The organism is Stappia sp. MMSF_3263 (assembly GCF_030733745.1).
Taxonomy (GTDB): Bacteria; Pseudomonadota; Alphaproteobacteria; order Rhizobiales; family Stappiaceae; genus Stappia.
The window spans coordinates 249,092-268,839 of the sequence record NZ_JASHIK010000002.1 but is presented as its reverse complement, the minus strand read 5'-3'; the positions used below and the strand labels follow the sequence as shown (position 1 = coordinate 268,839).

Genomic DNA, 19,748 nt, shown 5'->3' with positions numbered 1-19,748 from the left:
AACGGAGAGTCTCACTGGTGGAACACATGGACCTTCTTGCCCTCGCTGACTTCAACCTGGTCGCCCGCCACGGCGGGTTTGGAAAAGCCTCTCGTGCCGCTGGGCGCCCGAAGGCGACGCTGTCTCGCCGTGTCGCGGAACTGGAGGCCAGCCTCGACTTGCGCCTGTTCGAGCGGGGAAAGCGCGCACTGAAGCTGACCGAGGAAGGACGTGCACTGTTTGAGCGGACTGGCCAGTTGCTCACCGAAATCGATGAGACGGCTGCAGCGATCGCCTCGGGTGGGCACAGTCCGCGGGGTCGATTGCGGATAAGTGCGCCTTTGCTCTTTTCTCAGATCGCGATGGGAAAGCTCGCCGCTGGTTTTGCGCTGAAATATCCGGAGGTCCGGCTTGAAGTTACGACCGAGGACCGGCCTGTCGACATGATCGAGGAAGCCTATGATCTGGTGATCCGGGTCAACCCGGAGCCGGATGAAAGCCTCGTCGGTCGGGCCTTCCTTCGAGATCGGCTGGTGGTCGTAGCGAGCCCGAACCTGACGCCAGACGCTGACGGCTCGGTCGTTCCGGCCGTCGTACGCGGGCCGGTCCGCCAAAACGATGTCTGGAACGTGACGACGCCGACGGGGAAATCGAGGATTGAGGTCAATCCGATCTTGAGCCTGTCGTCACTCGTCATGGTCCGTGATGCAGTGCGAATGGGGGTGGGCGCCGGGCGTCTTCCCGTGTCGCTGGTAAGTCACGACCTTGCTGCCGGCACGCTGGTGCATTGGGGTAACGTGGAAGGACCGGACATCGCTCTGTGGACGCTCTATCCAACACGTCGGCTGCTGAGCGCCCGTGTGTCGGCGTTTCTCGACTTCTTGAGAGAAGCCTTTCCGCAAGGGACACCGGACGAACTGGCCGCGTATGTGGGAAAATAAAGTGAAGCTTGCCGAACGGCGTTGGCGTCAAGGGCGGTTCGCGACGCGCCCACGTTTGGTTTGCGGCAAATGCCTTCCGAGGGCGAACAGAGCGCCCCCAAGCCGCCCTCCGCGTCGGACCGCAGACGACAGATGCTGACCACCGGGCCCTGACGCCCGCCGCGGCTCAGCCCCTGCCGGTGAGCTTGCGCGCCGCATCGACGGCGAAATAGGTCAGCACCCCGTCGCAGCCGGCGCGCTTGAACGCCATCAGGCTCTCCATCATGGCGCGTTCGCCGTCGATCCAGCCGTTCTGCGCCGCGGCTTGGATCATCGCGTATTCGCCCGACACCTGATAGGCGAAGGTCGGCCGCAGGAACGTGTCCTTCACCCGGCGGATGATGTCGAGATAGGGCATGCCCGGCTTGACCATGATCATGTCGGCGCCCTCGGCGATGTCGAGTTCGACCTCGTGCAGCGCCTCGTCCGTGTTGGCCGGATCCATCTGGTAGGTGCGCTTGTCGCCGACCAGCGTCGCGTTGGTGCCGACCGCGTCGCGGAACGGGCCGTAGAAGGCCGAGGCATATTTCGCCGCATAGGACATGATCTGGATGTCCTGGAAGCCGGCCGTGTCGAGCGCGGAGCGGATGACGCCGACGCGCCCGTCCATCATGTCGGAGGGGGCGATCACGTCGGAGCCGGCCTCGACCTGCAGGAGCGCCTGGGCGACAAGCTGTTCCACCGTCTCGTCGTTGAGGATCGTCTCGCCGTCCATCAGCCCGTCATGGCCGTGGCTGGTATAGGGGTCGAGCGCCACGTCGGTGATGATGCCGACCGGCAGTCCCGCCGCCCGGATCGACCGGCATGCCTGGCAGATCAGATTGCCGGGGTTGAGCGCCTCGGAGCCCATCGCATCGCGCTTCGCCGGATCGGTGTTGGGGAAGAGCGCGATTGCCGGAATGCCGAGTTCGGCGGCGATCTCGGCCTGTGCGACGATCCGGTCGACGGAGTAGCGGGTGACGCCGGGCATCGAGGCCACCGGCTGTTCGACGCCGGTGCCATCGGTCAGGAACAGCGGCCAGATCAGGTCGTCGACGGTGAGCGTGTTCTCGCGCACCAGCCGGCGCGACCAGTCCGTGCGCCGGTTGCGGCGCATGCGCCGGCCGCCGGTGGCCGCGTCGACATTGGCTGACGGGAGGCGGGAATGAGGAGGCTGGGGGGCGTTCATCGCATCGTCCGTGATTTGTGAGCTGTGCCTGTCCGGCGAACCTAGCACCGCAAGGCGGGCGACCGGAAGGTGCTGATGGCATGCGACCCACGGCCTGATTGACGCAGGGCCGGACGCCCGATATCCAACCTTCACCGCCACGGCGTCGTTGACCTGCGCAGGGTCACCGGCAGTTAGATGCAACGAAAAGGCAACCGGCGGCGGACCGGACAAGGGGGAGGGTACAGGCCCATGGATTTCGCTCTCGGTGAGGACCAACGCGCCTTTCAGGACGTCGCCCGGCAGTTCGCGCGCGACGAGATGGAGCCTCACGCAGGAGAGTGGGATGAAAAATCCTTCTTTCCCGTCGAAACGCTGCGCAAGGCCGCCGAACTCGGTTTTGGCGGGATTTACGTGGGCGACGATGTCGGCGGGTCCGGGCTTGGCCGCCTTGATGCTGCGGTGATCTTCGAGGAACTGTCGCGTGGCTGCACCTCGACGGCGGCCTATATCTCGATCCACAACATGGCCGCATGGATGATCGACCGCTTTGGCTCGCAGGAGCAGCGCCGGCGGTTCCTGCCCGCGCTTTGCTCGATGGAGCATTTCGCCAGCTACTGCCTGACCGAGCCGGGCGCCGGCTCGGATGCCGCCAGCCTGCGCACCCGCGCGGTGCGCGAAGGCGATGACTATGTGCTGAACGGCTCCAAGGCCTTCATTTCCGGCGGCGGCATGTCGGACGTCTACGTGGTGATGGTGCGCACCGGCGGGGATGGACCGAAGGGCATTTCCTGTCTCGTCGTCGAGAAAGACACGCCGGGCCTGTCCTTCGGCGCGCAGGAGGTCAAGCTCGGCTGGAAGAGCCAGCCGACCGCGCAGGTGAATTTCTCCGATTGCCGGGTGCCGGTGGCAAACCGCATCGGCGAGGAGGGGCAGGGCTTTTCCATCGCCATGGCCGGCCTCGACGGTGGCCGGCTCAACATCGGCGCCTGTTCGCTCGGCGCTGCGCAAAGCTGCCTGGAACGCTCGATCGCCTATCTCAAGGAGCGCAAGCAGTTCGGCAAGGCGCTGGCCGAATTCCAGGCGCTGCAGTTCCGCCTTGCCGACATGGCGACGGATCTGGAGGCGGCGCGGCTGCTGCTTCACAAGGCGGCGACGCGGGTCGATGCCAAGACCCCGGATGCGACACGCATGGCGGCGATGGCAAAGCGCATGGCGACCGATGTCGGCTTCGCGGTGGTCAACGAGGCGTTGCAATTGCATGGCGGATACGGCTATCTGCGTGACTATCCGGTGGAGCGTTACCTGCGGGATGTCCGGGTTCACCAGATCCTTGAAGGTACAAACGAGATCATGCGCGTGATCATCGCAAGGGATTTGCTCAAGGACTGACCAAAACGCGCCTGGTATGGCTGCCGTGATTTCAGTCGACCGGTGAATTGGACAAGTGATCCTATATATTTGTTGAGGATGATTGATGAGTGAGCCTGAAATTCTTTTCGATCGCATCGGCCATGCCGGCGTCGTCACGCTGAACCGGCCCAAGGCCCTCAATGCCCTGACCCATGACATGGTCCTGCGGATGGCCGAGGCCCTGGCCGCCTGGGAAAGCGATGCCTCGGTCCGTCTCGTCCTGGTGCGTGCGGCCGGCGAAAAGGCCTTCTGCGCCGGCGGCGACATTCGCCGCGTCTACGACATGGGCAAGGCCGGCGATCCGGCACAGCGCGCCTTCTTCGCCGATGAATACCGGCTCAACGTTCGCATCAAGCGCTATTCCAAGCCTTACGTGGCCCTGGTCGACGGGATCGTCATGGGTGGCGGCGTCGGCGTCTCCGTGCATGGCAGCCACCGGGTCGGTACGGAGCGCACAACTTTCGCCATGCCCGAGACCGGCATCGGCTTTTTCCCCGATGTTGGCGGCAGCTACTTTCTTCCGCGCATGCCGGACCAGACCGGCATGATGGCGGCGCTCTCCGCCGGCCGCCTGAAGCAGGCCGATGCGCTGTGGACCGGGATCCTCACCCATGCGGTCGCTTCCGCCGATCTCGATGCGCTGACGCAGGCGCTCGGCGAGGAAGTGGATGTCGACGCCGTTCTGGCCCGCTTCGCCGCGCGTCACGATGCGGGGACCCCGTCGCTGGCCGCGCGCGCGCCGCGCATCGCCGAACTGTTCGGCAAGCCGAGCGTCGCGGAGATACTCTCCGCGCTGGATGCGGTCGCGGGCAAGGCGTCCGATGCGGATGCGGATGCGGAGTGGGCCGGCGGCCTTGCTGCCGCGATCCGGTCGAAATCGCCGACCAGTGTGCTGCTGTCCTTTGCCCAGCTCCGGCGCGGCGGGGAGGCCGATTTCGAGGCCTGCATGCGGCTGGAATACCGGATCGTCAGCCATATCCTGCAAGGTCATGACTTCTACGAGGGCGTGCGTGCGCTGATCGTCGACAAGGACAACGCGCCGCACTGGTCGCCGGCAACGCTCGCCGACGTCTCCGAGGACGCGGTGCTTGCCCATTTCGCGCCGCCCGAGGGTGGCGATCTCGACGTCTGACCGGACAGGGTGAAGCCACCGGGGACAGAAAGCGGAAAACGATGAACGAGCTGCTGCTCGACTATCTGAAGAACCGGCCCGCATGGTCGCAGATTCTCGTCTGGTACCTGCGGGGCATGGCCATCATGCTGATCGGGGCGGGTCTCATCCACTGGGCCCGTATCGTCGGCATCGTCCCCTGGCGCGGCCTGTGGTTCTGGGACATGCCGGTGGAATGGCAGACGGCGACGGTGTTCTTCGCGGTGATCGATCTGGTTGCTGCGATCGGCTTGTGGCTGACCGTTTCATGGGGCGCCGTGATGTGGCTGACGCGGGCGCTGACGCAGGTCGTCATGCATTCGCTGTTCTCGGACATTTTCGGCCGGCGTCCTTATGAGATCGCGTTCTACCTGACGACCATCGCGATCTATCTGGTGCTTCTCTATCTGAGCGACAGGGAACAGCGAAGCTGACCGGACGGCCGGCGCGCAATCGAGCAAGAGTATCCGCCCGCAAGGGGCAGGCAATCGGGGAGTGCAGGGAATGGCGACAATAGGTTTCATCGGGCTTGGCAACATGGGCGGGCCGATGGCGATCAACCTGGTCAAGGCGGGTCACAAGGTGTGCGGCCTCGACCTGTCGCCGGACGCCAAGGCCCGGCTTAAGGAGGCCGGCGGCATGCCGGTCGACAGCGTCGCCGAGGCGGTCGCCTCCGCCGACGTGGTGGTGACGATGCTTCCAGCCGGGGCGCATGTGCGCAAGGTCTATACCGGGGACGACGGCATTCTCGCCCATGCCCGTCCCGGCACGCTGCTGATCGACAGCTCGACAATCGACGTGGAGAGCGCGCGCGCCGTGGCTGCCGCTGCCGAAACGGCGGGCATGCCGATGGTCGACGCGCCGGTATCCGGCGGTGTGGCGGGTGCTGCCGGCGGCACGCTGACCTTCATGGTCGGCGGTCCCGAAGCGGCCTACGAGGCTGCTCATCCCTATCTCGACGTGATGGGCAAGACCATCGTTCATGCGGGCGATGCCGGCACCGGCCAGGCGGCGAAGATCTGCAACAACATGCTGCTCGGCATCTCCATGATCGGCGTCAGCGAGGCCTTCGTGCTGGCCGAGCGTCTCGGACTGGACGCGCAGAAGCTCTACGACATCTCCTCGACCGCGTCCGGCCAGTGCTGGTCGCTGACGAGCTATTGTCCGGTTCCGGGGCCGCTGCCGACCTCACCGGCCAATCGCGACTACCAGCCCGGTTTCGCGGCGGCGATGATGCTGAAGGACCTGAAACTCGCCCAGGAAGCCGCCCATGCAAGCGGGGCCTCGACGCCGCTCGGGGCGGAAGCGGCGGCGCTCTACAACATGTTCTGCAACTCCGGCGAGGGCGGCACCGACTTCTCCGGCATCGTGCGTTTCCTGCGCGGCAAGACGGACGCCTGATCCGGCACCGGATCGCGCCGTGAAAATCGTGCCGAAAAAAATCGGACGCGCCGGAGTCGATCCGGCGCGTTTTTCGTCTCCGGAAGCGGAAGTGAGGGGCGTTGCGTCTCCTGCCGGCAGGAGAAGTGCATGAAACCGCTCCAACGCGGGACGCGTGTATCGGGACGCGTACCTACGTGCTCCTGCGTGCATCCTTTCGACGTGCAGGGCGGCTTTTGCGGGCTGCCGCCGGGGCGCGGTTGAGATTGCTGGCAAATTCTGCCCGCAACCCGGCAGTATTTATCCTTAACAAATTCTCGTTTTTGGCATCCTGCATTGCATTCACCCGTTAACCGAAGATTTAGTCTCCTTTTTAAGCGGATTTTAGAGGCCGGCCGGTAATCTCTGTCTCAAGGTGACAAAAAACGCACCGCAAACAATACATGAGGCGCAAACAGATGATGACGGCAAAGAAGGCGGTCGATGCAGCAATGCAGGCCGAAGACAGCGATGACATCAAGCCGCTCTACCTGGAAGCATTGACGCTTGTCGAGCGTCTGCACCGGCGGCTGCTGGATGTGATCAAGGACGAGTTCGACCGCGAGGGTCGTGCGGACGTCAACAGCGTGCAGGCGCTGCTGCTGTTCAACATCGGCGATGCCGAGTTGACGGCCGGTGAACTGCGCACCCGCGGCTACTATCTCGGTTCCAACGTGTCGTACAACCTGAAGAAGCTTGTCGACATGGGCTTCATCCATCACCAGCGCTCGCGCACCGACCGCCGTTCGGTCCGCGTCAGCCTGACGGACAAGGGCAAGGACGTCGCCGAGAAGGTCAACACGCTCTACGAGCGGCACATGCTGTCGGTCGAGCAGGTCGGCGAGATCGGCCCGGACGACTTCAAGGTGCTGAACCGCTCGCTGCGCCGCCTCGAGCGTTTCTGGACCGACCAGATCCTCTACCGGCTCTAAGAGACGGCGGCCTCCGCCGCCGCCTGGAGCGGCCACATCGAAAATCCGCCTTCGAGCTGTCCCGTGCCTTGCCACGGGACAGCTCGACGCATTTCTGCCCCCCGAACCGGCGTGGGGCGGCGCTTTTCTGGCGGTGCGACATGAATGTGCCATAATGGGGTGGCTATCGATTTGCTGTCATGTCACTGACATGGCGGCAGAATGGTCCGCGCACCGCAATCGCGCCGACCGAATGGGCTGGGCGGCGTGTGAGTATTTGTTAATTCCGCCGAAGTATCCCTAACGAGACCTTTATTTTCGGATACCGGACTGGAGTCGACACGGTGGGATATCGAGCAACCGACCTTTTCGCGAAACAGGCGCGGATCGCGCGTGGCGGCATGACCGGCCTCTGGCTGGCGGGCCTGATGGCCGTTGGCGGCACCCAGGTGGCCACAGCGCAGCCGGCTCCGGTCCAGGCGTTGCTCCAGCAGCAGCAGCGGATCGAGTGGCGCGACCAGTTCGACACCACGATGCGCAGCCTGCAGGCGATGGAATCGTCCTTCCCGACGCTGTCTCCCGACACCGCTTCCCACGTCGAATATGCGATCCAGCGCTACTCGACCATTGTCCAGCAGGGCGGTTGGCCGATGGTGACGAGCAGCCGCAAGGCGATGAAACTCGGCGTCCGCGAGGAGCATGTGGTCAGCCTGCGCCGCCGGCTGATGGCCTCCGGCGACCTGGAGCAGACCGCCGGCCTCTCCGACACGTTCGATTCCTATGTCGATGCCGGGGTGCGCCGCTTCCAGCTGCGCCACGGGCTGACGCCGGATGGTGTCGTCGGCAAGTCCACCCTCGTCGCCCTCAACGTTCCCGCCGACGTGCGCCTGTCGCAGCTCGAGACCAATCTGGTGCGCCTGCGCTCCATGTCCGGCTTCCTCGGCGACCGCTACGTGATGGTCAATATCCCGGCGGCTGAGATCGAGGCCGTCGAGAACGGCCGCGTCCGCTCGCGCCACACCGCCGTTGTCGGCAAGATCGACCGCCAGACGCCGATCCTCAATTCCTCCATCTACGAGCTCAACTTCAATCCTTACTGGACTGTGCCCGTCTCGATCATCCGCAAGGACCTGATCCCGAAGATGAACGAGGATCCGGCCTATCTCGACAAGAACCGCATCCGCATCTTCGACTGGAAGGGCAACGAGCTTGCCTGGCAGCAGATCGACTGGAGCACCGACGAGGCGACCCAGTACCAGTTTCGTCAGGAGCCGGGCGAGATCAATTCGCTCGGATCGGTGCGCATCAACTTCCACAACAAGCACCAGGTCTATCTGCACGACACCCCGTCGAAGTCGCTGTTCGGGTCCGACTACCGCTTCCATTCCTCCGGCTGCGTTCGCGTCCAGAACGTGCGCGAGCTGATCACCTGGCTGCTCTCCAGCACCACGCCGGACTGGGACCGCGCCCGCGTCGACGAGACGATCCGGGCCGGAACCCGCGAGGACGTCAAGCTGAAGTCGAAGATCCCGATCTACATGGCCTATGTCACCGCATGGGCGACGGCCGAGGGTGTCGTCCACTTCCGCGAGGACATCTACAACCGCGACGGCCTGCTGATGAGCGAAGCCACGGCGGGAATTAACCCGCAGTGATCGCCAGGGTCTGCCGCGTTTGTGCGGCCCTGTCGCATTCGCGCCAGTTCCGGTCGCGCCCGGGCGTGCCTTTCCCGGCTGCCCGCCGCACCTTCGCGCAAGGTGATCGGGCGTCATGAGCACGGACGGCACGCCCAGGGGCGAGGTCTATTTCGAGTTCAGGCCGGTCGGACGCCAGGTCCGAGTCACCGCGATCGATGCCGCGACCGGCATCGAGGTGGTGGTTCTCGGCCCGGTGCAGGCCGCGCAATCGGACCTGCGGCAACTGGCGCTGCGCAAGTTGATGCGGCGCCTCGCAGGCGAGACCGGCAAGGTCTGAAACGCTCCTTGCATTGTGAGCCGGCGTGACGTCGCGCCACGGCAATGGGCCTTGGTTCGCGCCGGTGGCTGTGTTATCTGGCGGTGCCTTTTGGATTGACCGACCCGGGGGCGGTTTGCGGGCAGGGCGCATCCGTGCCGCATCCGCGATCCACCCTCATTCGCAAGCGATCGCGGCGCCAGCGTTCACGATACGCGACTGATCTCACTTCAGGACTGCTAGAGGGGACCGACGATGTCGATGACTGAAACCACACTCGACTCGCCGATTTATCCGGACTTCTTCACGCGCTCGCTTGCCGACGCCGATCCGGAGATCAATGCCGCAATCACCAGCGAACTCGGCCGTCAGCGGCACGAGATCGAGCTGATCGCCTCGGAGAACATCGTCTCGCGCGCCGTACTCGAGGCGCAGGGCACCATCCTCACCAACAAGTATGCCGAAGGCTATCCCGGCAAGCGCTACTATGGCGGCTGCGAGTTTGTCGACGTGGTCGAGACGCTGGCCATCGAGCGCGCGAAGGAGCTGTTCGGCGCGAAATTCGCCAACGTCCAGCCGAACTCGGGCAGCCAGATGAACCAGGCCGTGTTCCTGGGGCTGCTGCAGCCGGGCGACACGTTCATGGGCCTCGACCTCAACTCGGGCGGCCATCTGACCCACGGGTCGCCGGTCAACATGTCCGGCAAGTGGTTCAACGTTGTCTCCTACGGCGTGCGCGCGGATGACCACCTGCTCGACATGGACGCCATCGCCCGCGCCGCGGAAGAGCACAAGCCGAAGCTGATCATCGGCGGCGGCACGGCTTATTCGCGCGTCTGGGACTGGAAGCGCCTGCGCGAGATCGCCGATTCGGTCGGCGCCTACCTGATGGTCGACATGGCGCATATCGCGGGCCTTGTGGCCGGTGGCGTCCATCCTTCGCCGGTGCCGCATGCCCATGTGGTCACGACGACGACCCACAAGTCGCTGCGCGGCCCGCGCGGCGGCCTGATCCTGACCAATGACGAGGCGATCGCCAAGAAGATCAACTCGGCGGTGTTCCCGGGTCTGCAGGGCGGTCCGCTGATGCATGTGATCGCTGCCAAGGCCGTTGCCCTGGCCGAGGCACTGCAGCCGGAGTTCAAGAGCTACGCCCGCGCGGTGGTCGACAACGCAAGGGCGCTGGCCGCGAGCCTGCAGGAGCAGGGGCTCGACATCGTCTCCGGCGGCACCGACAACCACCTGATGCTGGTCGATCTTCGGCCGAAGAACGCCACCGGCAAGCGCGCCGAGGCAGCGCTCGGCCGCGCCAACATCACCTGCAACAAGAACGGTATTCCGTTCGATCCGGAGAAGCCTTTCGTCACTTCGGGCATTCGTCTCGGGACGCCGGCGGGCACCACCCGCGGCTTCGGCCAGAGCGAGTTCCGCGAGATCGGCCGCCTGATCGGCGAGGTCCTGGACGGGCTGCGCACAGCCAACGACGATGACGGCAATGCCGAGGTCGAGGCGCGGGTGAAGGCCAAGGTGATCGCGCTGACGGACCGCTTCCCGATCTATCCGACGCTTTGAGGCAGGTGGCGCGCGCGCCCCCGGGCCAGACATCGGGGACCGCCGCCCATGGGGGGCCGCGGTGATCCGCCGATCCGGAGCCATGTAACGCATGAAGTGCCCCTATTGCGGCTGTGACGACACACAGGTGAAGGACTCGCGTCCCACGGAGGACAACACCGCAATCCGCCGTCGCCGGATCTGTTCGGAATGCGGCGGGCGTTTCACCACTTTCGAACGCATCCAGTTGCGCGAACTCACCGTATTGAAACGCACCGGCCGGCGGGTCCCGTTCGACCGCGACAAGTTGATGCAATCGGTGCGCATAGCCACCCGCAAGCGCCCGGTCGAGCCGGATCGTCTGGAGCGGATGGTGAGCAGCATCGTGCGCCAGCTTGAAAGCTCGGGCGAAAGCGACGTCAAGGCGAGCGACATTGGCAACCTGGTGATGGAAGGCCTCAAGGTGATCGACGACGTGTCCTATGTCCGCTTCGCTTCGGTCTACAAGAACTTCCGCGAAGCCAAGGATTTCGAGGCGCTGCTCGACGAAATGAGCGGGCCGGACGCCGCAGCGCTCGACGAAACCTGATCGACGGACGTATCACGCGCATGTCCAACGGCTGGAACGACGATCGTTTCATGGCTGCCGCGGCCTCCTACGCGAGGCGTGCGCTTGGTCGTGTCTGGCCGAACCCGGCCGTCGGCGCGTTGATCGTGCGCGACGACGGTGACGGTCCGGTGATTGTCGGGCGCGGCTACACACGCCCGCCCGGCGGGCCGCATGCCGAGGTCGTTGCCCTGACGGAGGCAGGCGAAAAGGCGCGTGGCGCCACCTGCTACGTTACGCTTGAGCCGTGTTCGCACCAGGGGCGCACCGGGCCCTGTTCGGTGGCGCTCGCCGAAGCCGGCGTCAGGCGCGTCGTCATCGGCTTGCTCGATCCCAATCCGCGCGTTGCCGGACGCGGCGTCGCCATGCTGCGCGATGCCGGCGTCGAGGTTGCCTCTGGCATTCGCGAGGACCTTTGCGCGGCGCTTCATGCCGGCCATGTCAGCCGGTTGACGCGCGGCCGGCCCCAGGTCGTGCTCAAGCTCGCGGTTTCCCGTGACGGCTATATCGGCAAGAGCGGGGCCGGCCAGATCGCGATCACCGGCGAGGATGTTTTCCGCCGGGTCCACATCCTGCGGGCCGAATGCGACGGCATCCTTGTCGGTATCGGAACGGCGCTCGCCGACGATCCCGTTCTCAACTGCCGGCTGCCGGGCCTTGGCCACCGCTCGCCGGTGCGCATCATCCTGGACACCAGCGCCCGCCTGCCGCTCGACAGCAATCTCGTGGCCACTGCCGCAGAGGTGCCGTTGTGGCTGCTTGTCGCCGCCGACGCGGATCCCGAACGGACCGAGGCGCTGACGAGCGCCGGCTGTACGGTGATCCGCCTGGCGCGTCCCAAGGACGGCCGCATCGAGCCGCAGGCCGCGGTGCGGGCCCTTGGCCAGCGCGGCATCACCAAACTGATGGTGGAGGGCGGTTCGGCGATCGCCCGCGCTTTCCTCGATGCCGACCTTGCCGACGAGGTGATCATTTCACAGAGCGAATTGGTGATCGGGGAGGGCGGCATCCCGCCCTTCGGCGACCGGGGTGTCGACCTCGTCTCTCAGGATCCGGGCTACCGGACTGTCGGGCAACGGACGGTTGGCGCCGACACCATGACCCATTATGTACGCGACAGAAGCGAGACCTGACATGTTCACCGGCATCATCACAGACGTGGGGCGCATCGCGTCCGTGACGGAGATTCCGGCCGGTCTGCGCACGCGGATCGACACGCTCTACGATCCGGAGGGGATCGACATCGGCGCCTCCATCGCCTGCGGCGGGGTTTGTCACACGGTCACCGCCAGGGGGCAGGGCGACACCGGCAACTGGTTCGAGATCGAATCCGCCGCCGAAACGCTGCGCCTGACCACGGTCGGGGCGTGGCAGCCGGGCGACCGTGTCAACCTGGAACGCTCGTTGAAGATCGGCGACGAGCTCGGCGGTCATGTCGTTCAGGGGCATGTCGACGGCGTCGCCGAGATCATTGCCCGCCAGGATCATCCCGACAGCGTCTTCTTCCGCTTTCGCGTGCCGCAGGATAGCGCCCGCTTCATCGCGAAAAAAGGAGGTGTCGCGCTCGACGGCACCTCGCTGACCGTCAACGAGGTGGAGGGGGACACGTTCACCGTTTTCCTCATCCCGCACACGTTGACGGCAACGACCTGGGCCGAGCGCGGAGTCGGCGACAAGGTCAATCTCGAGGTCGACATGATGGCCCGCTACGCGGCGCGGCTTGCCGAATACCGCTGAACCCCGGCATCCTGCAGAGCTCCCGATGGAGGCATGGCAGCCCCGGGCAATCCGCGCTGGACAAACGCTGCCCGACATGGTTCCTACCGGCACCCTGAAGCCGGCTCCGCCGGCTGCCCGGCCGGTTCCTCCCGCGCGCCCTTCGGCGCCTTGCCGCGCGACCGGCCCGAGAACCACGAAAGCGACGAGAGCGACATGACGACTCCCCGCATCCTGATCATTGACGCCCGCTTCTACGACGATATTGCCGACGCCCTCCTTGCCGGCGCGACCGAGGTTCTCGAAGGCCATGGCGCCGACGTGACCCGCATCTCCGTCCCGGGCGTGCTTGAAATCCCGGCGGCGCTGGCGATGGCGCTTGCCGCCATGGAAAGCGGCCAGGCCGATTTCGACGGTTTCGTCCTGCTTGGCTGCGTCATCCGCGGCGAGACGAGCCACTATGACATTGTCGCCAACGAATCCGCTCGCGCCGTCATGGAACTGGTGATCGATGCGGCCCTGCCGCTCGGCAACGGCATCCTCACGGTGGAGAACCGCGAGCAGGCCTGGGCGCGCGCCGATGTCCAGCAGAAGAACAAGGGCGGTGCCGCCGCGCAGGCCGCGCTCGACATGATCGCGGTCCGGGATCGCCTCGGGGTCTGACAGATGAGTGACGAGAACGAAGCCCGGACGGAGCCTGCTGCCCGCCCCGCCAACAAGCGGGGCGCGGCGCGTCTTTCCGCCGTCCAGGCGCTCTACCAGATGGATGTCGGCGGTTCATCGCTGGCCGACGTGCTGGCCGAGTTCGAGGCCTTTCGTCTTGGCGCAGAGCTTGACGGCGAGCAGTACCGAGAGGCCGACCCGGCCTGGTTCCGCGATCTCGTCAAGGGTGTCGTCGCCGAGCAGCGCATTCTCGACCCGGTCATTCACCGCTCGCTCGTCGCGGGCTGGCCGCTGAAACGCATCGACACGACGCTGCGGGCGATCCTGCGTGCCGGTGCCTTCGAACTGATGCGCCGCAAGGACGTACCAGGGCGCGTGGTCATCAGCGAATACATCGACGTCGCCCGCGCATTCTACGAGGAAGACGAGCCGCGCATGGTCAACGGCGTTCTCGACAAGCTTGCCCGCGAGTTCCGGGAAGCGGAATTCGATGCGCCGGCAAAGTCGTCCGAGCCGCCTGTCGTCGATGAGCCGTCTGCACGGGAGGAGCCCGGCGAGGGCGCCTGAGCACGGGCGCTCCGATGGGGTATGACCCGCGGCTATGGCCCATATAGCCGTGTCACCGTTGTCCTTGCCTGTTGCCTGCACTAGGCTGTGCGTGTTCCGGTCGCTGCCGGAATCCCGCCAGACTGACCCGCAGGACAGATCCAGATGACCGCCCAAGGCGCAAACGTGTCGGCCCCGCCGGCTTCTCTCGTCAATGACGGTCTCGCCCGCCGCAACGCGGTGCTTCTTGCCTGCGCGCAGGCCCTTGGCGGTGCGTCGGCCTCCATCGTCATCGCGTCCGCCTCGCTGGTCGGGGCGAGCCTGCTTGGCGCCGACAAGTCGCTTGCGACCCTGCCGGTGTCCTGCTTCGTGCTCGGCACGGCCTTCGGCGCACTGCCGGCGGGCGCCATCATGCATCGTTTCGGCCGCCGTGCGGGCTTCGTCGGCTCGGCCGCTCTGGGCATTCTCGCGGGGCTCTTGTCCGCCCATGCGATCTTCGAGGCCAACTTTCTGCTCTTCTGCCTCGGCACCATGGGCAGCGGCATCGTCAGCGCTTTCGCTCACCAGTACCGATTCGCCGCCGCCGACACGGCGAGCGAGGCGTTCAAGCCGAAGGCGATATCCTTCGTCCTGGCCGGCGGCGTGGCGGCCGGCATCGTCGGCCCCCAGACGGTGATCAACACGGCCGACCTGTTCGAGCCGGTGATGTTCGCCGGAACCTATGTGGCCCAGGCGGCGCTCTCCCTTGTCAGTCTGTGCATCGTCGCCTTCGTCTCGATCCCGCGCCCGCCGCGCGGCCCCGTTGCCGACGGATCGCGTCGCCCGCTCGCGGTGATCATGACCCAGCCGCGCTTCATCGTCGCCGCCGCTTGCGCCATAACCTCCTATGCCCTGATGAGCCTGGTGATGACGGCGACGCCGCTTGCCATGATCGCCTGCGGCCTGACCCAGACAGACGCCGCCCATGCCATCCAGTGGCACGTTCTGGCGATGTTCGGGCCGAGCTTCTTCACGGGTCACCTGATCGCCAGGTTTGGCAAGGAACGTATTGTCATTATTGGTCTTTCTCTGCTCGCCGCCTGTGCCGTCGTGGCACTGTCGGGCGTCGAGGTCGGTCATTTCTGGATCGCCCTGATCCTGCTCGGGCTGGGCTGGAATTTTGGCTTCATCGGAGCGACCGCAATGCTGACGGACGTCTATCGGCCGAGCGAGCGCAACACCGTCCAGTCGGTCAATGACTTCCTGGTTTTCGGTTTCGTTGCCGCCGCGTCGTTCTCTTCCGGCGCGCTGTTGCAGTATCAGGGGTGGGCGACGATCAACACGCTGGTCTTCCCGTTCACGCTGGCCTGTCTGGGCCTCATCGTCTGGCTTGTCAGATTTGAGAAGGGCCGCGCGATCGGCTGACAGCGAAAGCCCGCCATGCTGCGGCGGGACGTCCTTGCGCCATCGTGAAAGGGTGGAAACTCGTCCTTGACGGGACGCGCAGGACGGATACCGTTCTTCCCCACGGGACCGGATAACAATGAACCAACGGTCCTTTCGCGTCCTTCATTGGGGGGAAGAATGCTCGAGCTTGTAATTGTAATCCTTTGTGGTCTCCTGTCCGTCGCCTATGGCGCATGGGCGATCCAGTCGGTCATGGCGGCGGATGCCGGCAACGCCCGCATGCAGGAAATCGCCGGTGCCATCCAGGAAGGCGCGCAGGCCTATCTCAACCGGCAGTACACGACGATCGCGATCGTCGGCGTGGTCATCTTCGCCCTGGTGGCATGGCTGCTCGGCATGCTTGTCGCCATCGGCTTCGCCATTGGCGCAGTGCTGTCCGCTGCCGCCGGCTATATCGGCATGCTTGTCTCGGTGCGCGCCAACGTCCGCACGGCGCAGGCGGCCAGCACGTCGCTTGCGGCGGGGCTCGAGATCGCCTTCAAGTCGGGCGCGGTCACCGGGCTCCTGGTCGCCGGTCTGGCGCTGCTCGGCGTTGCCGTCTATTACGCGATCCTCACCGGGGGGCTCGGCTACGAGGCGCAGAGCCGAACCGTGATCGACTCCCTCGTGGCGCTCGGCTTCGGCGCTTCGCTGATTTCCATCTTCGCCCGTCTGGGCGGCGGCATCTTCACCAAGGGTGCGGATGTCGGCGGCGATCTCGTCGGCAAGGTGGAAGCGGGCATCCCCGAGGACGATCCGCGCAATCCGGCCACCATCGCCGACAATGTCGGCGACAATGTCGGTGACTGCGCCGGCATGGCCGCCGACCTGTTCGAGACCTATGCCGTGACCGTGGTCGCCACCATGGTGCTGGCCTCGATCTTTTTCACCGGCGCCGCGGCGCTTGAACTGATGCTGCTGCCGCTCGTCATCGGCGGCGCCTGCGTCGTCACTTCGATCATTGGCACCTTCTTCGTCAAGCTTGGTGCCAACAACTCGATCATGGGCGCGCTCTACAAGGGCTTCATCGCAACGGCCGTATTGTCCGCCGTGGCGCTGTTCGGCATCGTGTTCTTCTGGCTCGGCTTCTCCACCGAGTACACGACGAGCGGCGGTGTGACCTTCGCCGGCCGGCACCTGTTCTATTGCGGGCTTGTGGGTCTCGTCGTCACCGGCCTGATCATCTGGGTCACGGAGTACTACACCGGGACCGACTACCGCCCGGTGCGTTCCATCGCCCAGGCTTCGGTCACCGGCCACGGTACCAACGTCATCCAGGGCCTGGCCATCTCGCTGGAAGCAACCGCATTGCCGGCCATCGTCATCATTGCCGGCATCCTTGGTGCCTTCAATCTGGCGGGTCTTTTCGGTATCGCCATCGCCGTGACGACGATGCTGGCGCTTGCCGGCATGGTGGTTGCGCTCGATGCGTTCGGCCCGGTCACGGACAATGCCGGCGGCATCGCCGAAATGGCCGGCCTGCCGAAGGAAGTACGCGTCACCACCGACGCGCTCGACGCTGTCGGCAACACCACCAAGGCGGTGACCAAGGGCTATGCGATCGGATCGGCCGGCCTCGGCGCGCTGGTGCTTTTCGCCGCCTACACGGAGGACCTGAAGTTCTTCGCGGCCAACGCGGCGCCGGGCAGCTATTTCGATGGCGTCAGCGTCGATTTCTCGCTCTCCAACCCCTATGTCGTCGTCGGCCTGCTGTTCGGCGGGTTGCTGCCCTATCTCTTCGGCGGCATCTCGATGACGGCGGTCGGACGCGCCGCCGGCGCGGTGGTGGAGGAAGTCCGCCGCCAGTTCCGGGAAAAGCCGGGGATCATGGAAGGCACGGAGAAGCCCGACTATGGTCGTGCGGTCGACATGCTGACCAAGGCCGCGATCCGCGAGATGATCGTGCCCTCCTTGATGCCGGTGCTCTCGCCGATCGTGATTTTCTTCGTGATCACGGCGATTGCCGGCAAGTCGCAAGGCTTTGCCTCGCTCGGCGCCATGCTTCTCGGCGTGATTGTCACGGGCCTGTTCGTCGCCATCTCGATGACGGCGGGCGGCGGTGCCTGGGACAATGCCAAGAAATCCTTCGAGGACGGCTTCGTCGACAAGGACGGCGTCAAGCACGAGAAGGGTTCGGAAGCGCACAAGGCGTCGGTCACCGGCGATACGGTTGGCGATCCGTACAAGGACACCGCCGGTCCGGCGGTCAACCCGATGATCAAGATCACCAATATCATCGCGTTGCTGCTGCTGGCGGTTCTCGCCCACAGCTGATCGCCGCAAGGCCAGGCTGAAAACAAAGGCGCCCGCCGGGATCCGGCGGGCGCCTTTTGCGTTCGCAAGTACAAGGAAGCTGCGCCGCCGACGCTGCGCATTCTTCCTCTTTACAGGCCGAGGCTCGGGTTCTTGGCGCCGCGCAGGATCTGCGTCAGGAAACCGTAGTCGGAGCCGCCGGTGCGGGTCTTGCGGGTGAGCACGTCGAGGACCTTGCCGTCTTCCAGGCTGTAATAGCCCGTGTCGCGGACAAAGCCGTCCTCGTCGAAATAGATCGCCACGACGCGCCGCTCGACCACGTCCGGGCTCAGGAAGGCGGTCGTCTCGGTCGTTTGCGAGATGTAGTAATAGGCTTCGCCATTCAGCCGCGACACGGTCGACGGGGAACCGAGCAGCAGTTCCACCTGCTCGCGGCTGGAGCCGACCTGGATGTCGCGCACCCGTTCCGAGGGGATCACGTGTCCGTGGTTCAGCGTCGTGGTGAAACAGCCACCCAGCGGCAGGGCCAGCGCACCGACCACGATTGCTCCGCGAATCCATGTCTTCATTGAAGCGTGTCCTGTTGCTTTCTGGCGTCGATTTCCAGCCGCGAGGCATTCTCCGGTGGAAACGGGCTCGCGGCGAAACGGTTTCCGGCAAGGAAGACCGTCCGCCCGGAGCATCATCCCTGTCCGTGCATCCTTGGCAAAGTCCCTAACCTGCGCTAGGCCACTTGGCAACCTTCGTCCAAGCGAGGCATCCAATGGTTTTCGGTCTCTTCCGCCGGCGTCGTCATCCGGAAGTGCATGCCACTTATACTGCGATCGTGGCGCAGGCGCGGCAATCCGGATTTTACAGCCGGCTCCAGGTTCCCGACACGATCGACGGTCGTTTCGAGATGCTGATGCTGCATATGATCCTCGTGCTGAACCGGCTGCGGGGCGAGGGGGAGACGGTGAGCGCGTTCTCGCAGGAGCTGTTCGATCTGTTTTTCGCCGATATGGACGGCTCGCTGCGCGAGATGGGGGTCGGCGACCTGAGCGTCCCCAAGAAGGTGAAGAAGATGGCGGAAGCCTTCTATGGCCGGGCCGGAGCACTCGCCGAGGCCCTGGCCTCCGACACCCGCCAGCAACTCGTCGAGGTCGTCGACCGCAATCTCTTCGCCGAGGCGGCTAATCCGGTTGCCGCGAGCGCGATCGCCGCCTATCTGCGCGAGGCGACGGGCCTGCTTGCCGGACAGGAACCGGGCGAAATCATGGCCGGTCGCCTGCGCTGGCCGGATCTGCCGGCCGCCGCCTGACCCTCTTTCCCGGAGCCCGCATCATGAGCATTGATACATTTCCGTTCAGCTACATGCAGGGCATCCTGCATGTGGGCGAGCGCCCGGTCGTCGTCGAGGTCACCCCGGGGCCCGATGACATCCAGCGCATGATCGAGACCTATTCGCTGGTCGATCTCCGCGATGTCTCGGCCCGCTTTGAGCTGCGCCGGTGGCGCAAGGTCGGGGTCGCCGTCGAGGGCTGGCTGGTCGCGCATGCCGTCCAGGCCTGCGTCGTCACGCTGGCGCCGGTCGACCAGCAGATCGACGAGAGTTTTTCCATGCGCTTCGATCCGGACGCGGCCGAGCTTTCCGGCAGCGACGACGGGGAGATCGAGGTCGATGCCTTTGCCGAGGATCCGCCCGACCAGCTGGAAGGCGGGCGGGTCGACCTTGGCGCCATCCTGTGCGAGCAGTTTGCTCTGGCGCTCGACCCGTTCCCGCGCGCTCCCGGCGCCGAACTGCCCGAGGACTATCGCGAAGACGGGCAGGACGCGCCGGAGGACGGGAAGAAACCCTCGCCCTTTGCCATTCTTGACAAGCTGCGCAAGCGCGACGAGTGAAGCGCGAACGCGATGTAACGTAAGGGAAGACGCTGCGCGCCGGCCTGCAGCATGGCCAGAAAGCTGTTGTTTCCCTGTTGTAAACGGGTATGTTCCCCAACGCCTCGGGCGACAGCGCGCAATGCGGGTCGTACAGCGTTAGGCAGTCAAAACA

The 19,748-nt window shown here is 65.3% G+C and carries 20 protein-coding genes; 18 read left to right on the top strand and 2 right to left on the bottom strand.

Annotated elements, in window-relative coordinates:
- Positions 1 to 26: 26 nt before the first annotated feature.
- Positions 27 to 920 (top strand): LysR family transcriptional regulator, encoded by an 894-nt coding sequence (locus tag RBB46_RS04095; protein ID WP_306027605.1) that lies wholly within the window; start codon positions 27 to 29, stop codon positions 918 to 920.
- Between the two features lie 166 nt (positions 921 to 1,086).
- Here the strand turns inward: RBB46_RS04095 and hemB are convergent, their stop codons facing one another.
- Positions 1,087 to 2,055: a porphobilinogen synthase gene (gene hemB / locus RBB46_RS04090; protein ID WP_306027727.1), complete on the bottom strand. Its 969-nt coding sequence runs from the start codon at positions 2,053 to 2,055 to the stop codon at positions 1,087 to 1,089.
- A 303-nt stretch (positions 2,056 to 2,358) separates the two neighbouring features.
- On the opposite strand from hemB, the gene RBB46_RS04085 reads away from it, so the two are divergent.
- The 15 genes from RBB46_RS04085 to RBB46_RS04015 all read left to right on the top strand — a co-directional run bounded on the left by RBB46_RS04085 (position 2,359) and on the right by RBB46_RS04015 (position 17,734).
- A complete protein-coding gene (locus RBB46_RS04085; protein WP_306027604.1) occupies positions 2,359 to 3,498 on the top strand; it encodes an isobutyryl-CoA dehydrogenase in 1,140 nt (379 codons plus the stop codon).
- Between the two features lie 85 nt (positions 3,499 to 3,583).
- Entirely contained in the window at positions 3,584 to 4,651 is a 1,068-nt protein-coding gene (locus RBB46_RS04080; RefSeq protein WP_306027603.1) for an enoyl-CoA hydratase/isomerase family protein, read from the top strand.
- 41 nt (positions 4,652 to 4,692) lie between these two features.
- Positions 4,693 to 5,103, top strand: coding sequence for a DUF6163 family protein (locus RBB46_RS04075; RefSeq protein WP_306027602.1), 411 nt, complete (start codon positions 4,693 to 4,695; stop codon positions 5,101 to 5,103).
- A 70-nt stretch (positions 5,104 to 5,173) separates the two neighbouring features.
- Positions 5,174 to 6,070: a 3-hydroxyisobutyrate dehydrogenase gene (gene mmsB, locus RBB46_RS04070; RefSeq protein WP_306027601.1), complete on the top strand. Its 897-nt coding sequence runs from the start codon at positions 5,174 to 5,176 to the stop codon at positions 6,068 to 6,070.
- 437 nt (positions 6,071 to 6,507) lie between these two features.
- The gene (locus tag RBB46_RS04065) at positions 6,508 to 7,020 is read left to right on the top strand and encodes a transcriptional regulator LdtR (RefSeq protein WP_306027600.1); all 513 of its coding nucleotides are present in this window, start codon (positions 6,508 to 6,510) and stop codon (positions 7,018 to 7,020) included.
- A gap of 380 nt (positions 7,021 to 7,400) precedes the next feature.
- On the top strand, positions 7,401 to 8,654 hold the full coding sequence (locus tag RBB46_RS04060) for a murein L,D-transpeptidase (protein WP_306027726.1): 1,254 nt from the start codon (positions 7,401 to 7,403) through the stop codon (positions 8,652 to 8,654).
- Positions 8,655 to 8,769: 115 nt separating this feature from the next.
- Positions 8,770 to 8,973 carry a serine hydroxymethyltransferase gene (locus RBB46_RS04055; protein WP_306027599.1) on the top strand — a complete coding sequence of 68 codons (204 nt, stop codon included), beginning with the start codon at positions 8,770 to 8,772 and terminating at the stop codon, positions 8,971 to 8,973.
- 240 nt (positions 8,974 to 9,213) lie between these two features.
- The gene (gene glyA, locus RBB46_RS04050; RefSeq protein ID WP_306027725.1) at positions 9,214 to 10,524 is read left to right on the top strand and encodes a serine hydroxymethyltransferase; all 1,311 of its coding nucleotides are present in this window, start codon (positions 9,214 to 9,216) and stop codon (positions 10,522 to 10,524) included.
- Positions 10,525 to 10,615: 91 nt separating this feature from the next.
- Positions 10,616 to 11,092, top strand: a complete 477-nt coding sequence (nrdR, locus tag RBB46_RS04045) for a transcriptional regulator NrdR (RefSeq protein ID WP_306027598.1) — start codon at positions 10,616 to 10,618, stop codon at positions 11,090 to 11,092.
- 20 nt (positions 11,093 to 11,112) lie between these two features.
- Entirely contained in the window at positions 11,113 to 12,243 is a 1,131-nt protein-coding gene (gene ribD, locus RBB46_RS04040; protein WP_306027597.1) for a bifunctional diaminohydroxyphosphoribosylaminopyrimidine deaminase/5-amino-6-(5-phosphoribosylamino)uracil reductase RibD, read from the top strand.
- A 1-nt stretch (position 12,244) separates the two neighbouring features.
- Complete coding sequence (locus RBB46_RS04035) at positions 12,245 to 12,847, top strand: riboflavin synthase (RefSeq protein ID WP_306027596.1); 603 nt, start codon at positions 12,245 to 12,247, stop codon at positions 12,845 to 12,847.
- Positions 12,848 to 13,042: 195 nt separating this feature from the next.
- Entirely contained in the window at positions 13,043 to 13,489 is a 447-nt protein-coding gene (gene ribH / locus RBB46_RS04030) for a 6,7-dimethyl-8-ribityllumazine synthase (RefSeq protein WP_306027595.1), read from the top strand.
- 3 nt (positions 13,490 to 13,492) lie between these two features.
- The gene (gene nusB, locus RBB46_RS04025; RefSeq protein ID WP_306027594.1) at positions 13,493 to 14,056 is read left to right on the top strand and encodes a transcription antitermination factor NusB; all 564 of its coding nucleotides are present in this window, start codon (positions 13,493 to 13,495) and stop codon (positions 14,054 to 14,056) included.
- A 144-nt stretch (positions 14,057 to 14,200) separates the two neighbouring features.
- On the top strand, positions 14,201 to 15,439 hold the full coding sequence (locus RBB46_RS04020) for an MFS transporter (RefSeq protein ID WP_306027593.1): 1,239 nt from the start codon (positions 14,201 to 14,203) through the stop codon (positions 15,437 to 15,439).
- Between the two features lie 159 nt (positions 15,440 to 15,598).
- Positions 15,599 to 17,734 (top strand): sodium-translocating pyrophosphatase, encoded by a 2,136-nt coding sequence (locus RBB46_RS04015; RefSeq protein ID WP_306027592.1) that lies wholly within the window; start codon positions 15,599 to 15,601, stop codon positions 17,732 to 17,734.
- Between the two features lie 110 nt (positions 17,735 to 17,844).
- Here the strand turns inward: RBB46_RS04015 and RBB46_RS04010 are convergent, their stop codons facing one another.
- The gene (locus tag RBB46_RS04010; RefSeq protein WP_306027591.1) at positions 17,845 to 18,282 is read right to left on the bottom strand and encodes an outer membrane protein assembly factor BamE; all 438 of its coding nucleotides are present in this window, start codon (positions 18,280 to 18,282) and stop codon (positions 17,845 to 17,847) included.
- A 194-nt stretch (positions 18,283 to 18,476) separates the two neighbouring features.
- Between RBB46_RS04010 and RBB46_RS04005 the strand changes: the two genes are divergently transcribed.
- On the top strand, positions 18,477 to 19,013 hold the full coding sequence (locus tag RBB46_RS04005) for a ubiquinol-cytochrome C chaperone family protein (RefSeq protein WP_306027590.1): 537 nt from the start codon (positions 18,477 to 18,479) through the stop codon (positions 19,011 to 19,013).
- 23 nt (positions 19,014 to 19,036) lie between these two features.
- Positions 19,037 to 19,594, top strand: a complete 558-nt coding sequence (locus tag RBB46_RS04000; RefSeq protein ID WP_306027589.1) for a DUF177 domain-containing protein — start codon at positions 19,037 to 19,039, stop codon at positions 19,592 to 19,594.
- Positions 19,595 to 19,748 lie beyond the last annotated feature (154 nt).